Annotated in this window: 13 protein-coding genes and 1 pseudogene; 3 read left to right on the forward strand and 11 right to left on the reverse strand. The window is 71.9% G+C overall.

What is annotated here, in order from left to right; all coding sequences use genetic code 11:
• Positions 1–25: 25 nt before the first annotated feature.
• A complete protein-coding gene (locus GA0070213_RS28395) occupies positions 26–886 on the forward strand; it encodes a hypothetical protein (protein WP_175441540.1) in 861 nt (286 codons plus the stop codon).
• Positions 887–897: 11 nt separating this feature from the next.
• Here GA0070213_RS28395 and GA0070213_RS28400 read toward each other — a convergent pair whose 3' ends face one another.
• From GA0070213_RS28400 to GA0070213_RS28430, 7 genes are all read right to left on the reverse strand, one after another.
• On the reverse strand, positions 898–1,728 hold the full coding sequence (locus GA0070213_RS28400) for a carbohydrate ABC transporter permease (RefSeq protein ID WP_091071354.1): 831 nt from the start codon (positions 1,726–1,728) through the stop codon (positions 898–900).
• The gene (locus GA0070213_RS28405; RefSeq protein WP_091071357.1) at positions 1,725–2,714 is read right to left on the reverse strand and encodes a carbohydrate ABC transporter permease; all 990 of its coding nucleotides are present in this window, start codon (positions 2,712–2,714) and stop codon (positions 1,725–1,727) included. The genes GA0070213_RS28400 and GA0070213_RS28405 overlap by 4 nt, the downstream gene beginning before the upstream one ends.
• The gene (locus GA0070213_RS28410; protein ID WP_091071360.1) at positions 2,711–4,003 is read right to left on the reverse strand and encodes a sugar ABC transporter substrate-binding protein; all 1,293 of its coding nucleotides are present in this window, start codon (positions 4,001–4,003) and stop codon (positions 2,711–2,713) included. Before GA0070213_RS28410 ends, GA0070213_RS28405 begins: the two co-directional genes overlap by 4 nt.
• Before the next feature lie 220 nt (positions 4,004–4,223).
• Positions 4,224–4,508, reverse strand: coding sequence for a GlsB/YeaQ/YmgE family stress response membrane protein (locus GA0070213_RS28415; protein WP_030503112.1), 285 nt, complete (start codon positions 4,506–4,508; stop codon positions 4,224–4,226).
• Between the two features lie 248 nt (positions 4,509–4,756).
• Complete coding sequence (locus GA0070213_RS28420) at positions 4,757–5,041, reverse strand: GlsB/YeaQ/YmgE family stress response membrane protein (protein ID WP_091071363.1); 285 nt, start codon at positions 5,039–5,041, stop codon at positions 4,757–4,759.
• Positions 5,042–5,274: 233 nt separating this feature from the next.
• Complete coding sequence (lepA, locus tag GA0070213_RS28425) at positions 5,275–7,152, reverse strand: translation elongation factor 4 (protein ID WP_091071365.1); 1,878 nt, start codon at positions 7,150–7,152, stop codon at positions 5,275–5,277.
• Between the two features lie 96 nt (positions 7,153–7,248).
• Entirely contained in the window at positions 7,249–7,785 is a 537-nt protein-coding gene (locus GA0070213_RS28430; RefSeq protein WP_091071367.1) for a DUF4240 domain-containing protein, read from the reverse strand.
• On the opposite strand from GA0070213_RS28430, the gene GA0070213_RS28435 reads away from it, so the two are divergent.
• Both GA0070213_RS28435 and rpsT read left to right on the forward strand, forming a co-directional pair.
• A complete protein-coding gene (locus GA0070213_RS28435; protein ID WP_091071370.1) occupies positions 7,784–8,824 on the forward strand; it encodes a phosphotransferase family protein in 1,041 nt (346 codons plus the stop codon). The genes GA0070213_RS28430 and GA0070213_RS28435 overlap by 2 nt on opposite strands.
• 316 nt (positions 8,825–9,140) lie before the next feature.
• A complete protein-coding gene (gene rpsT, locus GA0070213_RS28440) occupies positions 9,141–9,407 on the forward strand; it encodes a 30S ribosomal protein S20 (protein WP_091071372.1) in 267 nt (88 codons plus the stop codon).
• A gap of 98 nt (positions 9,408–9,505) precedes the next feature.
• On the opposite strand, the gene GA0070213_RS28445 is transcribed toward rpsT, so the two are convergent.
• From GA0070213_RS28445 to GA0070213_RS28460, 4 genes and pseudogenes are all read right to left on the reverse strand, one after another.
• A complete protein-coding gene (locus GA0070213_RS28445; protein ID WP_091071375.1) occupies positions 9,506–10,771 on the reverse strand; it encodes a cellulose-binding domain-containing protein in 1,266 nt (421 codons plus the stop codon).
• A gap of 246 nt (positions 10,772–11,017) precedes the next feature.
• Positions 11,018–11,518 (reverse strand): hypothetical protein, encoded by a 501-nt coding sequence (locus tag GA0070213_RS28450; RefSeq protein ID WP_245716589.1) that lies wholly within the window; start codon positions 11,516–11,518, stop codon positions 11,018–11,020.
• Positions 11,515–12,495 carry a DNA polymerase III subunit delta gene (holA, locus tag GA0070213_RS28455; RefSeq protein ID WP_091071378.1) on the reverse strand — a complete coding sequence of 327 codons (981 nt, stop codon included), beginning with the start codon at positions 12,493–12,495 and terminating at the stop codon, positions 11,515–11,517. The genes GA0070213_RS28450 and holA overlap by 4 nt, the downstream gene beginning before the upstream one ends.
• A gap of 135 nt (positions 12,496–12,630) precedes the next feature.
• A pseudogene (locus GA0070213_RS28460) lies at positions 12,631–14,220 on the reverse strand (ComEC/Rec2 family competence protein); the annotation flags it as partial.
• Between the last annotated feature and the right edge of the window lie 163 nt (positions 14,221–14,383).

Genomic DNA, 14,383 nt, shown 5'->3' on the forward strand with positions numbered 1-14,383 from the left:
GCTGGTCGGACTGTCGGGACTGGGGGTGCTGGTGCGGACGCGAGCGTCGATCGTGGCATCTGGTGTGGTGGTGTGTGTACTGGCCCTGCTCGCGATCTGGTTCGTGACCAAGCAGTTCGGTCACCACCTGCGGCTGCCGCTGGCCAGCCGGACCTGCACCGTGCAGGCCGACGGTGAGGTGGTGCTCGGCGCCGACCAGATGGCCAACGCGGCCACCATCGCGGCCATCGGCATGCAGCGCGGAATGCCCGAACGGGCCGTGGTGGTGGCGCTGGCCACCGCCTACCAGGAGTCGCACCTGCGCAACATCGCCCACGGCGACCGCGACTCGCTCGGCCTGTTCCAGCAGCGCCCCAGCCAGGGCTGGGGCACCCCGGAGGAGATCCGCGACCCGCGCTACGCGGCGCGGAAGTTCTACGCCGCGCTGAAGAAGGTCAAGGGCTGGCAGGACATGCGGGTCACCGAGGCCGCGCAGCGGGTGCAGCGGTCGGCCTACCCCGAGGCGTACGAGAAGTGGGCGGACGAGTCGGAGGTCCTCAGCCGCGCGCTGCTCGGCTCGGCGACCGGCGCGGTGGCCTGCACGGTCGGGTCGACGCCGACCATGCGCGGGCCGGCCGCGGCCAGCGCGGCGCTGGAGGGCCTGACGCTCGACTGGGGGCTGCCCCGGCTGACCGCGGCGGCGAACCTGACCGGGCTGACGGTGCCGGCCAGCGACGACCGCAACGGCTGGCGGTACGCACACTGGCTGGTCTCACACGCCGACGACCACGGCGTGAAGTCGGTCCGCTTCGGCAGCCTGGAGTGGACGGCCGAGCAGGGCACCTGGGCCCGGGTGAAGGGCGACCCGACGACACAGGTGCTGGCCGAGGTCTTCGCCGACACCTGATCGGCCCGCGGTCAGCCCTTCACCGCGCCCGCCACGAGCCCGGAGACCATCCGGCGCTGGACCAGCAGGAAGAACACGATCACCGGCAGGGTGAACAGGGTGGACGCGGCCATCACCGAACCCCAGGCGGTGTCGTCCCGCCCGAAGAAGAACGTCATCGCCACCGGCAGCGTGTACTTCTGCTGGTCGTTGATGAAGGTCAGCGCGAAGATCAGCTCGTTCCAGGCGGTGATGAAGGAGAAGATGCTGGTGGCCACCAGGCCCGGCGCGACGAGCGGGAAGAGCACCTTGCGGAAGGTCTGCGCCCGGCTGGCCCCGTCGATCGCCGCGGCCTCCTCCAGCTCCTTCGGCACCGCCGCCACGAAGCCGCGCAGCATCCAGACCGCGAACGGCAGCGAGAAGCCCAGGTAGGTGAGGATCAGGCTGGGCAGCGTGTTGTAGAGCCCCAGCCGCTGGATCATCAGGAACAGCGGGATGACCAGCGCCTCCAGCGGGATCATCTGCACCACCAGGAGCAGGATCAGGAAGCTGGTGCGCAGTGTGAACCGGAACCGGGCCACCGCGGTCGCGGCGAGCAGCGCGACCAACCCGCTCAGCAGCACGGTGGCCACCGCGACCAGCACGCTGTTGAGGAAGAAGTCGAGGAACGTCACGCCCGGGATCAGGTTGCCGGTGAGGATCTCCCGGTAGTGCTCCAGGGTGGGCTCCGCCGGCACCGGGCGCGGCGTGGCGGAGAAGATCTCCCGGTTGGGCTTGAGCGAGGTCGCGATCATCCAGTAGACGGGGAACGCGGCGAAGAGCGCGACCAGCAGGCCGGCCCCGTTGAGCGCGAGCTTCTTCACGACTCGTCCTCCTGCCGGAGCACCATGCGGACGTACAGGGCGGTGACCACGAGCAGGATCACGGTGAGGATGACGGCGATCGCGGAGCCGAGGCCGTACTTGGGCGGCGGCGAGAACGCCTCCGCGTACGAGTAGATCGACAGCATGAACGTCGACCGGTCCTGGGTGCCACCGGCCAGCACGAACTGCTGGGTGAAGACCTTGAAGTCCCAGATCGTGGAGAGCACCACGAGGATCCCGAAGACCGGCCGCAGCATCGGGAACGTGACCGACCAGAAGACCCGCCACGGGCCGGCGCCGTCGACCCGGGCCGCCTCCTGCAACTCGCTCGGCACGCTCTTGAGCCCGGCCAGCACGCTCACCGCGATGAACGGGAACGAGTGCCAGACCACCACCAGCGTCAGGATGCCGAAGAACAGCAGCGGGTCGTTGAACCAGCCGTAGCCGGTCCAGTCGCTGCGCCCGAACAGGGTGGTGGAGAGGCCGTCGGGGAGCTTGTTGAACAGCCAGGTGACCAGGCCGCTCGTGTCGTCGAAGATCCATTTCCAGACGATGGTGCCGGTGAGCGCCGGGGTGGCCCAGGCGAGCATCACGCAGCTCGCCACGAACGTGGCCATCTTCTTGCCGAGCCGGTTGAGCAGCAGCCCGACCAGGGTGCCGAGCACCATGGTCAGCGCCACGTTGGCGACCGCGAAGAGCACGGTGTTGCGCAACACCGTACGGAAGAACGGGTCGCCGAGGATCTGCGCGTAGTTGGCCAGGCCGACCCACGGCCACTCGCGGTCCCCCCGGAGCTGTCGGACGCTGTCCAGCTTGTAGAAGGACATCATCACGACCTGGCCGAGCGGCCAGAGCAGGAGCACGGCGATGATCGCCAGGCAGGGCAGGAGCAGCAGGTACGGGAGGCGGTCCACCTTTCGGCGGGGCCGCCGCGCGGGGTTCTCCCGCGCGGCGGCCTCGTCGGTGGCCTTGGTCAGCGTGGTCACTTGGCGTTGAGGATGCTTTCCATTTCGGTGGCCGCGTCGGCGGTTGCCTTCTCGACCGACTTCTGGCCCTTGATGACCGAGCTGTTCATCGCCTGGGTCACCGTCTTGGTGCGGCTGACCTCGACCCACTTGGGGGTGAGCGGGGTCAGCTTGGTGTTCTGGATGGCGGTGGCGAACGCGGCCATCACCTTGTCGTCGGCGTAGTTGCCGCCGCTGACCAGGTCCTTGTAGACCGGGAAGAAGCCGAGGCTGGAGGCGAACTCCTGGTCCTTCTGCTTGCTCAGCAGCACGGTCGTGTAGTCCCAGGCCAGGGCCTGCCGCTCGCTGTCCTTCCAGACCGCGATGTCGGAGCCACCGGCGAACGCCGGGGCGGCCTTGCCGTCCGGGCCGGGGATCGGGAACGTGCCCCAGACCTTCTCGATGTCGGGGTTGTCCTTCTTCATCGCGCCGCCCTGCCAGCTACCGGCGAACGCCATGGCGGCCTTGCCGGTGGCGAACTGGGTGCGGGCATCGACCTCGTTCCAGCCGGCCGAGGCGGGCGGGGCGACCTTGTGCACGGTCACCAGGTCGGTCCAGAACTTGACCGCCTTCTGCGCCTCGGGCGTGTTGTAGCCGGACTTCCAGCTGTCGCCGTCCTTGGTGGCGATCTCGCCGCCGGCGCCCCAGAGGAAGGAGTAGAACGGCAGCTCCGAGTTGCCGGGGAGGGCGATGCCGTAGGTGCCGGGCTTCTTGGCCTGGACGGTCTTGGCGGCGGCGACCATCTCGTCCCAGTTCGTCGGCGGCTTCACGCCGGCCTCGGCGAACCAGTCGGTGCGGTAGTAGACGGCGCGCACGCCGGCGTACCACGGCACGCCGTACTGCTTGCCGTCGAGCTGGGCGTTCTTCACCAGGTCGGGCAGGATGTCCTTGCCCTCGGACCAGCCGTTGAACTTGTCCGTGACGTCGGCGAGCGCCTCCTGGGCCGCCCAGCCCTGGGTCTCGGTGTTGCCCAGCTCGGTGACGTCCGGGCCCTCTCCACCGGCCAGCGCGGCCTGGAACTTCTTCGGCGCCTCGAGCCAGGGAATGTACTGCACCACGACGTCGGTCTCGGGGTGCTTCTTCTTGAACTCCGCCTCGACCGTGTCGAGGAACGCGGTCTGGGCGTCGCCGCCCTCGCCCATCATCCAGACCGTCAGCTTGCTGTTGTCGGCGGCCTTGTCGTCGTCGCCGGAGCCACCGCAACCGGTCAGCACCAGCGCGGCCGACGCCACGATGGCGGTGACCGGAGCCAGCCGCTTCCACCTGTTCACGCCATATCTCCCTCAGGGCCGTTTGGCACTAACCTTCTCCGCCGCACCTTAGTAGGAAAATTTCCTTTACAACAGGGGGAGTTCGCGGCGGGCGGCCGAGGCGACCGTATCGCAGCCGAAGGCCCGGGCGGCAGGGGTGCCGTCCGGGCAGGTCAGAGCGGGGGTACGCAGACGGGCGCCCGGCCGTCGGCCGGGCGCCCGTCGAGCTGTGGTGCGGGGGTCAGTAGCGCGAGACGCCGCGCCGGCGGCCGACACCGGCCACCAGGGCCACACCGATGGCGGCGAAGAGCACCTGCAGCATCAGCTCACGCCAGTCGATGCCGGCGGTCTCGGCGAAGCCGGAGGCCCGGGCGACGATCGTGCCCAGCAGCGCGGCGCCGACGCCGATCAGCATGTGCAGCCACATCGGCATGTTCTGCCGGCCCGGCACGACCAGCCGGCCCAGCGCGCCGACGATCAGACCAACGACCAGCGCGGTGATGATGCCCCAAACGGTGAGCTCCATGGTCGCCCTCCTCCTTCGGATCTTGTCACACGAGTTCGTGTGGTTTCTGTCGTGACCGCTAAGTTCCCGACCCGTCAAAATCCCAAACCGACTCCGGTGACGAATTGTTCGAACCGGCCCTGAGCTGCTGCTTAGTCCGCAAAAGCCCGCTGGGCGCGGCATCGCGCGGACTAACGGGCTTCAATGCGCAAACGCCGACGGGCGCCCGGCCGGTGGGCCGGGCGCCCGTCGAGGCGCGTGCTGCGCGATCAGTGGTGGGTGACGCCGCGCCGGCGGCCGACACCGGCCACCAGGGCCACACCGATGGCGGCGAAGAGGACCTGCAGCAGCAGCTCACGCCAGTCGATGCCGGCGGTCTCGGCGAAGCCGGAGGCCCGGGCGACGATGGTGCCGAGCAGCGCGGCGCCGACGCCGATGACCATGTGCAGCCAGATCGGCATGTTCTGCCGGCCCGGCACGACCAGCCGGCCCAGCGCGCCGACGATCAGGCCGACGATCAGCGCGGTGATGATGCCCCAGACGGTGAGCTCCACGATCGGTCCTCCAAATAAGCGGTTTCGCACGTTCTGTGCGGTTGCTGTCGTGACCGCTAAGTGCCCGACCGGCCGAAAATCGAAACCGCCCCCAACCCCGCCGATCCGGCCGTCGACCGCCCCGCCGAACGAATCCGCAGGTGGGAGCGCTGTCAGAAGCTGAAAAATTCCTGAGTACGCGAACCGGCCGGCACCCCGCGCAGGGGTACCGGCCGGTCGAGAGGCCCCGGTGGCTACTTCTTGCCGGCGGTCTTGCCGTCGCCGGAGTCCGAGGAGAGCGCGGCGATGAAGGCCTCCTGGGGGACCTCCACCCGGCCCACCATCTTCATCCGCTTCTTGCCCTCCTTCTGCTTCTCCAGCAGCTTGCGCTTACGGCTGATGTCACCGCCGTAGCACTTGGCGAGCACGTCCTTGCGGATCGCGCGGATCGTCTCCCGGGCGATCACCCGGCTGCCGATGGCCGCCTGGATCGGCACCTCGAACTGCTGGCGCGGGATCAGCGAGCGCAACTTCGCCGCGATCGTCGTGCCGTAGTTGTAGGCCTTGTCCTTGTGCACGATGGCGCTGAACGCGTCCACCGGCTCACCGTGCAGCAGGATGTCGACCTTCACCAGGTCGGACGCCTGTTCGCCGGAGGTCTCGTAGTCCAGCGAGGCGTAACCCTTGGTGCGGCTCTTGAGCTGGTCGAAGAAGTCGAAGATGATCTCGGCCAGCGGCAGCGTGTAGCGCAGCTCCACCCGGTCGGCGGAGAGGTAGTCCATGCCGAGCAGGGTGCCCCGACGCCCCTGGCACAGCTCCATCACGGCGCCCACGTAGTCGTTCGGGGTGAGCACGGTGGCCCGCACCGTCGGCTCGTACACCTCGGCGATCTTGCCGGTCGGGTACTCGCTGGGGTTGGTGACGACGATCTCCTCGCCGTCCTCCGTGATGGCCCGGTAGACCACGTTGGGCGCGGTGGAGATGAGGTCGAGGTTGAACTCCCGCTCCAGCCGCTCCCGGATGATCTCCAGGTGCAGCAGGCCGAGGAAGCCGCAGCGGAAGCCGAAGCCCAGCGCGCCCGAGGTCTCCGGCTCGTAGACCAGCGCGGCGTCGTTGAGCTTGAGCTTGTCGAGCGCCTCACGCAGGTTGGGGTAGTCCGAGCCGTCGATCGGATAGAGGCCCGAGTAGACCATCGGCTTCGGGTCCTTGTAGCCCCCGAGCGCCTCCTTGGCCTGGTTGCCGTTGATGGTGACGGTGTCACCGACCCGGGACTGGCGCACGTCCTTCACGCCGGTGATCAGGTAGCCCACCTCGCCGACGCCGAGCGCGTCGGCCTTCACCATCTCCGGCGAGATGACGCCGATCTCCAGCAGCTCGTGGACCGCGCCGGTGGACATCATCTTGATCCGGTCCCGGGCCGAGATCCGGCCGTCGATCACCCGGACGTACGTCACCACGCCGCGGTAGACGTCGTAGACCGAGTCGAAGATCATCGCGCGGGCAGGGTCGTCGGCCGCGCCGACCGGCGGCACGAACTGCCGGACGATCTCGTCGAGCAGGTAGGGCACGCCCGCACCGGTCTTGCCGGAGACCCGGATGCAGTCCGCCGGGTCACCGCCGATCAGGTGGGCCAGCTCCTCGGCGTACTTCTCCGGCTGGGCGGCCGGCAGGTCGATCTTGTTGAGCACCGGGATGATGTGCAGGTCGTTCTCGAGCGCCAGATAGAGGTTGGCGAGCGTCTGCGCCTCGATGCCCTGCGCGGCGTCGACAAGCAGGATCGCGCCCTCGCAGGCGGCCAGCGACCGGGACACCTCGTAGGTGAAGTCGACGTGACCGGGGGTGTCGATCATGTTGAGCACGGCGGTCTCGCCGGCCCGGTCGCCCTCCCGGATCGTCCACGGCATCCGGACGGCCTGGCTCTTGATGGTGATGCCGCGCTCGCGCTCGATGTCCATCCGGTCCAGGTACTGCGCGCGCATCTGCCGCGGGTCGACCACACCGGTGAGCTGCAACATCCGGTCGGCCAGGGTCGACTTCCCGTGGTCGATGTGGGCGATGATGCAGAAGTTCCGGATGCGCGCCGGGTCGGTGGCACCGGGAGCGTTCGCGCCGGGATCGAGCGTCGGTGGCACAGCGGTCCGTTCTGGTCGGCTGACGTGAGCGGGCCGGCGTGGCGCCGGCCCCCCTCTATGCTCCCACGCCGTCCGGGCCGCGCCCGGGCTCCCCCGTCACTCCGCCGGCGGCTCGACGAAGAGCGCGGCCAGCCTCGGCAGCCGCCGACGGGCCTCCTCCTCGTCGTCGAAGTCCCAGAAGTCGTTCAGGTCGGGCACCGGCACCGGATCACGCTCGGCGGGCAACTCGGCCGCGGTGGCCTTCCGGTAGGCCTCCCACGGCACCGACAGCATCCGCTCGCACTCGAACTCCTCACCGCTGAGCGCGGCGGCCCGCACCCCGGGCAGCTCGGCCAGCGAGTCCGGCTCGCCGACCGCCCGCGCGAAGACGGCCCGACCCTGCGTCATCAGCCAGCCCCGGAAGTATTCGAAGCCGTCGTCCGAGGCGCCGCCGTTGATCAGGTAGGCCGCGCCCCACAGGTCGACCCGGTAGGAGGCGGCGATCACCCGCCGCTGATGGTGGGCGTACCCGACGATCTCCTCGGGGTCGCGCTCGGCCAGCAGCGCGACCGCCCGGGCGGCGACCGCGTCGGCCTCTCCCCCGGCCCCGGCCCGGGCCTGGTCGATCAACTGCCAGAACTCCTCGGTCCTCATGGTCGGCAGTCTGGCAGAGCCCACCGACGCGCCGCCGGTGCGGCAGCATGGTGCGGTGCATCCGATCTCGCTACCGCCCGTGCCGTACGGGGCGACTGCCGTCCGGCCCGACTGGGAAGACCTGCCGGCCGGGCTGCGCGACGCGCTGGCGTCCCGGCTCGGTGGCCCACCGGCCGCGGTCGAGGTGGCCGGCGGCGGCTTCACCAGCGGCTTCGCCGCCGTGCTCACCGGCCCGACCGGCGAACGGGTGTTCGTCAAGGCGGCCGCGCTGGACGGGCAACGGCACCTGGTCGACTGGTACGCCCACGAGGCCGCGATCCTGGCCCGGCTCCCCGCCGGCCTGCCGGTGCCCCGGCCGCGGTGGGCGCTGACCGACTCCGGCTGGTACGCCCTCGCGCTGGACGCGATCGACGGGCACACCCCCCGGCTGCCCTGGGACCCGGCCGAGCTGGCGGCGGCCCTCACCACGTACGCCGAGGTGGCCGCCGCGCTCGGCGACCCGCCCGCGGACCTCGTCGCGCTCGGCCTGCCCCGCCTCGCGGACCTGGCCCGGGACGACATCCTCTGGTGGGGCGAGGTGGCCGCCGGCCGCGAGCCGCTGCCCGAGCCGGCGGTCCGGGCCCCGCTGGCGGAGCTGGTCGCGCTGGAGTCCCGCCTGCCCGGCTACGCCGACGCCGCCCCCGGGCTGGCCCACGGCGACCTGCGGGTGGACAACCTCCTGCTGGACGCCGCCGGTCGCGCCTGGCTCTGCGACTGGACCTGGCTCTGCCACGGGCCGGCCTGGTTCGACCTGGCCGGACTGCTGATCACCGGGTACGCCACCGGCCTGGACGCGGATACCGCCTTCGCCGGCCACCCGGCAGCCGCCGGAGCGCCGGCCGACGCGCTGGACGTGAGCCTCGCCGCGCTCGCCGGCTACTTCCTGACCGGCGCCGCCGCCGGACCGTCGACCGCCTCCTCCCCGCACCTGCGGTCGCACCAGCGGTGGAGCGGTGCGCAGGCGCTCGCCTGGCTGACCGCCCGCCAGGGCTGGACCTGACCCGCCCGCGCCGTCCCGCCCCTCCCGGCCGCCCGCCCCTCCCGGCCGCCCGCCCCTCCCTGCCGCCCGCTCTCCCGGCCGCCCGCTCTCCCGGCCGCCCGCTCGCCGGGCTGCGCGGTTAGGCGGGGGCCCCGCTTAACAACGCTGGTTAAGCGGGGCCCCCGCCTCTACCGAAAGCGTTAAAGGGGGCCCCCGCCTTACCCTCGTTTTGGCTCGGCCCGGGGCGACCTGGTAGCCTGGCCATTCGCGCGGCGATGACGGCTGCTCGTCGTGCGCGGAAGCTGACCAACCCGAGCTATCAAGACGAGGCTGTCGCGTGGCGAACATCAAGTCCCAGATCAAGCGCAACCGGCAGAACGAGAAGCGCCGGCTGCGGAACAAGTCGGTCAAGTCGTCGCTGAAGACCGCCATCCGGAAGTTCCACGAGGCTGCTGAGGCCGGCGACGCCGAGAAGGCCACCGTTCTCATGCAGGAGGCCACCCGCAAGCTGGACAAGGCTGCCAGCAAGGGTGTCATCCACGCCAACCAGGCGGCCAACCGGAAGTCGGCGATCGCCAAGCGCGTCGCCTCGTTCTCGGCCTGACGAGACCGTAGACCCGACCGGAAGCCCCGGGACGACGTCGTCCCGGGGCTTTCGGCTGTCCGCGTATCCGGACCCGGCCCCGCCGTGGCAGGACCCGGTCAGCAGCCGATCCGGCTGGACCCGACCGCCACGTCGTCGTACCAGAGGGTGTCGGCGCCGCCGCCGTAGCTCTCCCAGCCCAGTTTCAGGTCGGTGAGCTGCGGCCGCCAGGTGCGGTTGTACCACTGGCCGTCGATGTCGTGCGTCGGTACGCCGTCGGCGGTGAGCCCGGCGACGGCGGCGCCGTCCAGCCAGGTGCGGAGTTGACCGGCCGAGCCGTCGACCATGAACTCCAGGCAGGCCCACCGGTTGGTGGGCAACGGCACGCTCTGCGCCACGCCGGCCGGGCTCTGCTCGGGCAGCGTCGCGTCGTCCGAGGCGCGGTTCCACTGCATGGCGCCGTTCTGACCGCCCATCCGCAGATCCTTGTTGCCGTCGGCGGAGTCGGCCATCGCGATCATCGTGGTGTGGTCGGTGGGCTGGGCGGTGGTGTGCCGCACCCAGATCCGGCCGTACCGGACACTGCCCACGCCGGCGAGGTTCTTCGTGGACCTGATGAACACGTGGTTGCAGTAGCCGGCCGCGCCGTTGATCCGGACCGCCCGGCTGCCGCTGTGGGTGGTGGCCGTGTCGATGGTGGCCGTGCCGGCGCCGGCGCAGTCCGGGTTCACCACGGTCCAGTCACCGGACGGCGTCGAGCCGGCCTGGTTCTCGAAGCCGTCGCAGAGCACCGCCCCGGCGCACCCGACGGGCGGGTTCGTGGTGGGCGGCGGGCTGGTCGGCGGTGCCGTGGTGGGCGGCGCGCTGGTCGGGGGTGCCGTGGTGGGCGGCGCGCTGGTCGGCGGGGCGGTGGTGGGCGGGGCGGTGGTCGGCACCGTCGTGGTGGGCCCGCCGGTCGGTCCGGCGCCGTTGCACGGCACACCGTTGAGGGTGAACCCGGTCGGCGCGCCGCCGCCGGCGGCGAACGTGCCCTGCACGCCGAACTCGGTGGAGCCACCGGCCGGGATGCCGCCGTTGTACGACACGTTGCGGGCGGTCACCGTCGCGCCGGACTGGGTGACCGTGGCGTTCCAGCCGTTCGTGACACGCTGGTCCCCGGCGTACGTCCAGGTGACGGTCCAACTGGAGACGGCGGTGTCGCCGGGTGAGACCTTGACGGCGGCGGTGAAGCCGCCGGGCCACTGGTTCGGCGTGTAGTCGACCCGGCAGCCCTGGGCGGCCGCGGCCGGGCCGGCGAGCAGGGCCGTTCCGGTCGCGGCCACGGTGGCCGCCAGCGCGGCGACCACCGCCAGGGTGGGTGCGGTGCGGGCGCGGAGAAGCGTCATGAAGGATCCTTCGGATCGAGCGGGGCGGAGGCGACGCGCATCCTGCCCGGATGCGGCGCGACGACGTGCCCTTGATGTGGCGCGGCGATGCGCCACGGCGACTGGTCGGCGTGCCCGGCTCGGGGTGGAGCTGTCCGTCGCCGACGGCCCGGTCACCCGGGACCTCGGCGGTGCCCACCCTCAATCTATTGACAGATCCCTATCCAATCAAGCTCCCGGTCGGGCACCGGGCGGACCGGGCGGCGGTCAGCGGAAGGAATCGGGCCAGGTGATCTCGGACTCCGTCCGGCGTTCACCCTCCCCGGCCCGGTCGAACGGCAGCACCGAGCGGCCCGACTGGCGGTAGGGAACGGCCGGGCCGGTCGCCCTCGGGTCGGCGGCCAGGCTCAGGCCGCCGGGCAGCGGTCGGGCCCGGGTCGGCACCCGCGCCCGGCCGACGACCGGCTCGACCTGCCGGCGGAAGCGGTCCCGCTCCTGCTCGGGCACCTGGGCCGCGGTGCGGAACACCATCTCGGCGACCACGTCGTTCAGTTTGACCATCGCGGCCACGGCGGTCGGCAACACCAGCACCGCCCACCAGTTCACCAGTTCGGCGAGCGCGAGCAGCACGGCCAGCGCCGCCGCGCCCTCGAAGAAGAGGAAGCAGAGCACCCCGCCCGGGTTGACGAAGCGCAGCCCGAGCACCCGGGAGTAGAGCGGGCGGTACCGCTCCTCCTCCGTCGGCACGGTCGACCACGCTCGGGTCACCGGGCGCCCCCCTGCCGGGCCGCCGCCACCGAGAAGACGGCCCGCTCCAGCGCGTAGGCACGGTCGTCGGCGCCGCCCTTGACCGCCGCGTTGCACTCGGCCGCCGCCCGCATCGCCACGACCAGGCCTTCCGGCGTCCAGCCACGGCCCTGACGCTGGGCCCGTTCGATCTTCCAGGGCGGCATGCCCAGGGTGCTGGCGAGCTGATAGGCGCTGCCCCGACCGGCGGAAGCCACACGCGCCACCGTCCGGACGCCGTCGGCGAGCGCGTCGGCGATGGGCACCGGGTCCACCCCGACGTGCAGCGCCCAGCGCAGCGCCTCCAGCGCGCCGGGGATGTCACCGACCATCGTCGCGTCGGCCACGGTGAAGCCGGTGACCTCGACCCGACCCCGGTAGTAGCGGGAGACCGTCTCGGCGTCGATCCGCCCGTCGGTGTCGGCGACGAGCTGGGAACAGGCTGCGGCCAACTCGCGCAGGTCGTTGCCGACCGCCGCGATCAGGGCCTCGGCCGCGTCGTCGGCACACTTCCCGCCGTTGCGGCGGATCTCGTCCCGGACGAAGGCGACCCGCTCGCGGTGACCCTTCAGCTTCGCCGCCGGCACCACGGTGGCGCCCGCCGCCCGCAGCCCGTCGGCGAACGCCTTGCCCTTCCCGCCACCCAGGTGCAACACCACGAGCTGCACGTCCGGGTCGGGATTCTTCGCGTACGCCAGCAGCGCGGCGGACAGATCCTTGCGGGTGTCCTGCCCGGAGCGGAGCACCAGCACCCGGCGACCGCCGAACAACGACGGGCTCAGCATCTCGCCGATCTCGCCGACCGCCACCGAGCCGGCCTGGTATTCCCGCACGTCCACGTCGGGGTCCACCGCCCGGGCCCGGGCAACGGCTTCGGAGACCGCGCGCGTGGCGAGCAGCTCCTCGTCGCCGAGGACGAGCAGAATGGGAGGCAGGCTGGCCGGGGTCACGTCGCCCATACTCGCACGCACCCCGACCGGTGCGTGCCTGCTCGTCGGGGACTGTGACGGCGCAGCCCGCACTCAACGCAAATCCAGACATTTGCCTTGATGTACCACCTATGCCAACAAGATCCTCGACTCGGTTCGGCACCCTCACCGCGACCGCCCCCGCGCTACACCCCGCGCGACCACCGCCAGCCCGCCGCCGGCCCGGATCGCGGCCACGTCGCCGTCGGTGTCGGTGCGCATCACCCGCGCCCCTCCCCTGGTCAACCGGTCCATCAGACCGGGATTGGGATGCCCGTAGTCGTTGTCGACGCCGACGCAGACCAGCGCGACCGCCGGACGGACCGCGGCGAGGAACTCCGGATCCTGGTACGCCGACCCGTGGTGCGCCACCTTCAACACGTCCGCCCGGACCGCGGCGGGCGGCACCGTCTCCACCAGCGCCCGCTGCTCCTCGGTCTCGGCGTCGCCGGCCAAGAGGATCCGCACCCCGGCCACGGTGGCGGTCAGCACCAGGGAGTTGTTGTTCGGGTCGGAGCGGCTGCCGCGAAGCGGGTACGGCGGCCCGATCGCGGCCAGCTCGACCACGCCGGCCCGCCAGCGCCAGCCGGCCGGCACCGGGTCGAGGCGGGCGCCACCGCGGCGGGCCGCCTCGCGTACCTGGGCGACCCCGTAGGGCGGCTCGGACCAGGGCGGACCGACCACCGCACCGACCCGTCGCCCCCGGAACACCCCGGCCACCCCACCCACGTGGTCGGCGTGGAAGTGGCTGACCACCAGCAGCGACACCTCGCGCACGCGGAGCCGCCGCAGGCAGCCGTCCACGCCGGACGGCTCCGGGCCGGCGTCGACCACCACGGCCCGCCCGGCGGCGACCGGCAGCACCACCGCGTCGCCCTGCCCCACCGCGCACGCCACCACCACCCAACCGCGCGGCGGCCACCCGGAGGCCAGCAGCCGGATCGGCACCGCACCCAGCACCACCGCCACCACCACGACCGCGACCAGCCGTCGGGCCCGACGCCGCCGGGCGGCGAGCAGCAGCGCCCCGCTCACGGCGGCCAGCAGCAGCGCGCCGGCCACCCCGCCCACCCAGGGCACGTTCCCGGCCGGCAGCGCCGCCCCGTGCGACGCCACCGCCACCAGCCACCGTGCCGGCCAGCTCGCCAGCCAGGCGAGGAACTCGGCGCCCGCCGGCCACACCGGAGACAGCACGGCGGCGAGCACGCCCAGCACCGTGGCCGGCGCGACGGCGGGCACGACCAGCAGGTTCGCCGGCACCGCCACCAGACTGACGGTCGCGGACAGCCCGGCGATCACCGGGCCGCACGCGAGCTGCGCGGCGGCCGGCACCGCCAGCGCCTCCGCCAACCCCGGCGGTACGCCCCGACGGCGTAACGCGTCCCGCCACCCGGGCGCGAGCAGCAGCAACCCGCCGGTGGCGCAGACCGACAGCGCGAAGCCCGGGTCCCCGGCCAGGTCCGGGTCCAGCAGCACCAACCCGGCGACGGCGGCGGCCAGCGCGGGCAGCGCCGCGCGGGACCGCCCGGCGGCCAGCGCGGCGAGCCCGATCGCGCCCATCGCCGCGGCCCGTACCACGCTCGGCGAGGGCCGGACCAGGATGACGAAGCCGACCAGGGCGAGGCCGCAGAGCGCCACCGCGGTACGCGGACCGGCGCGCGCCCAGCGGGCCAGCAGCAGCACCGCGCCCACGATGATCGCGACGTTGGAACCAGTGAACGTGAGTTAGGGAGGTGAGTCGACAAGAGAAGAACGGCCCCGGCAGGTGCTGGAACACCTGTTACCCGGGGCCTTGACGGACAACGGAGGTCCGCCCGCGATGAGTGTAGCTGTGAAGCAAGCCCTGCTTGCGACCAAGGATCTCGGCAAGAACGAGCGC

This window comes from Micromonospora humi (assembly GCF_900090105.1).
In the GTDB taxonomy this organism is placed as follows: Bacteria; Actinomycetota; Actinomycetes; order Mycobacteriales; family Micromonosporaceae; genus Micromonospora; species Micromonospora humi.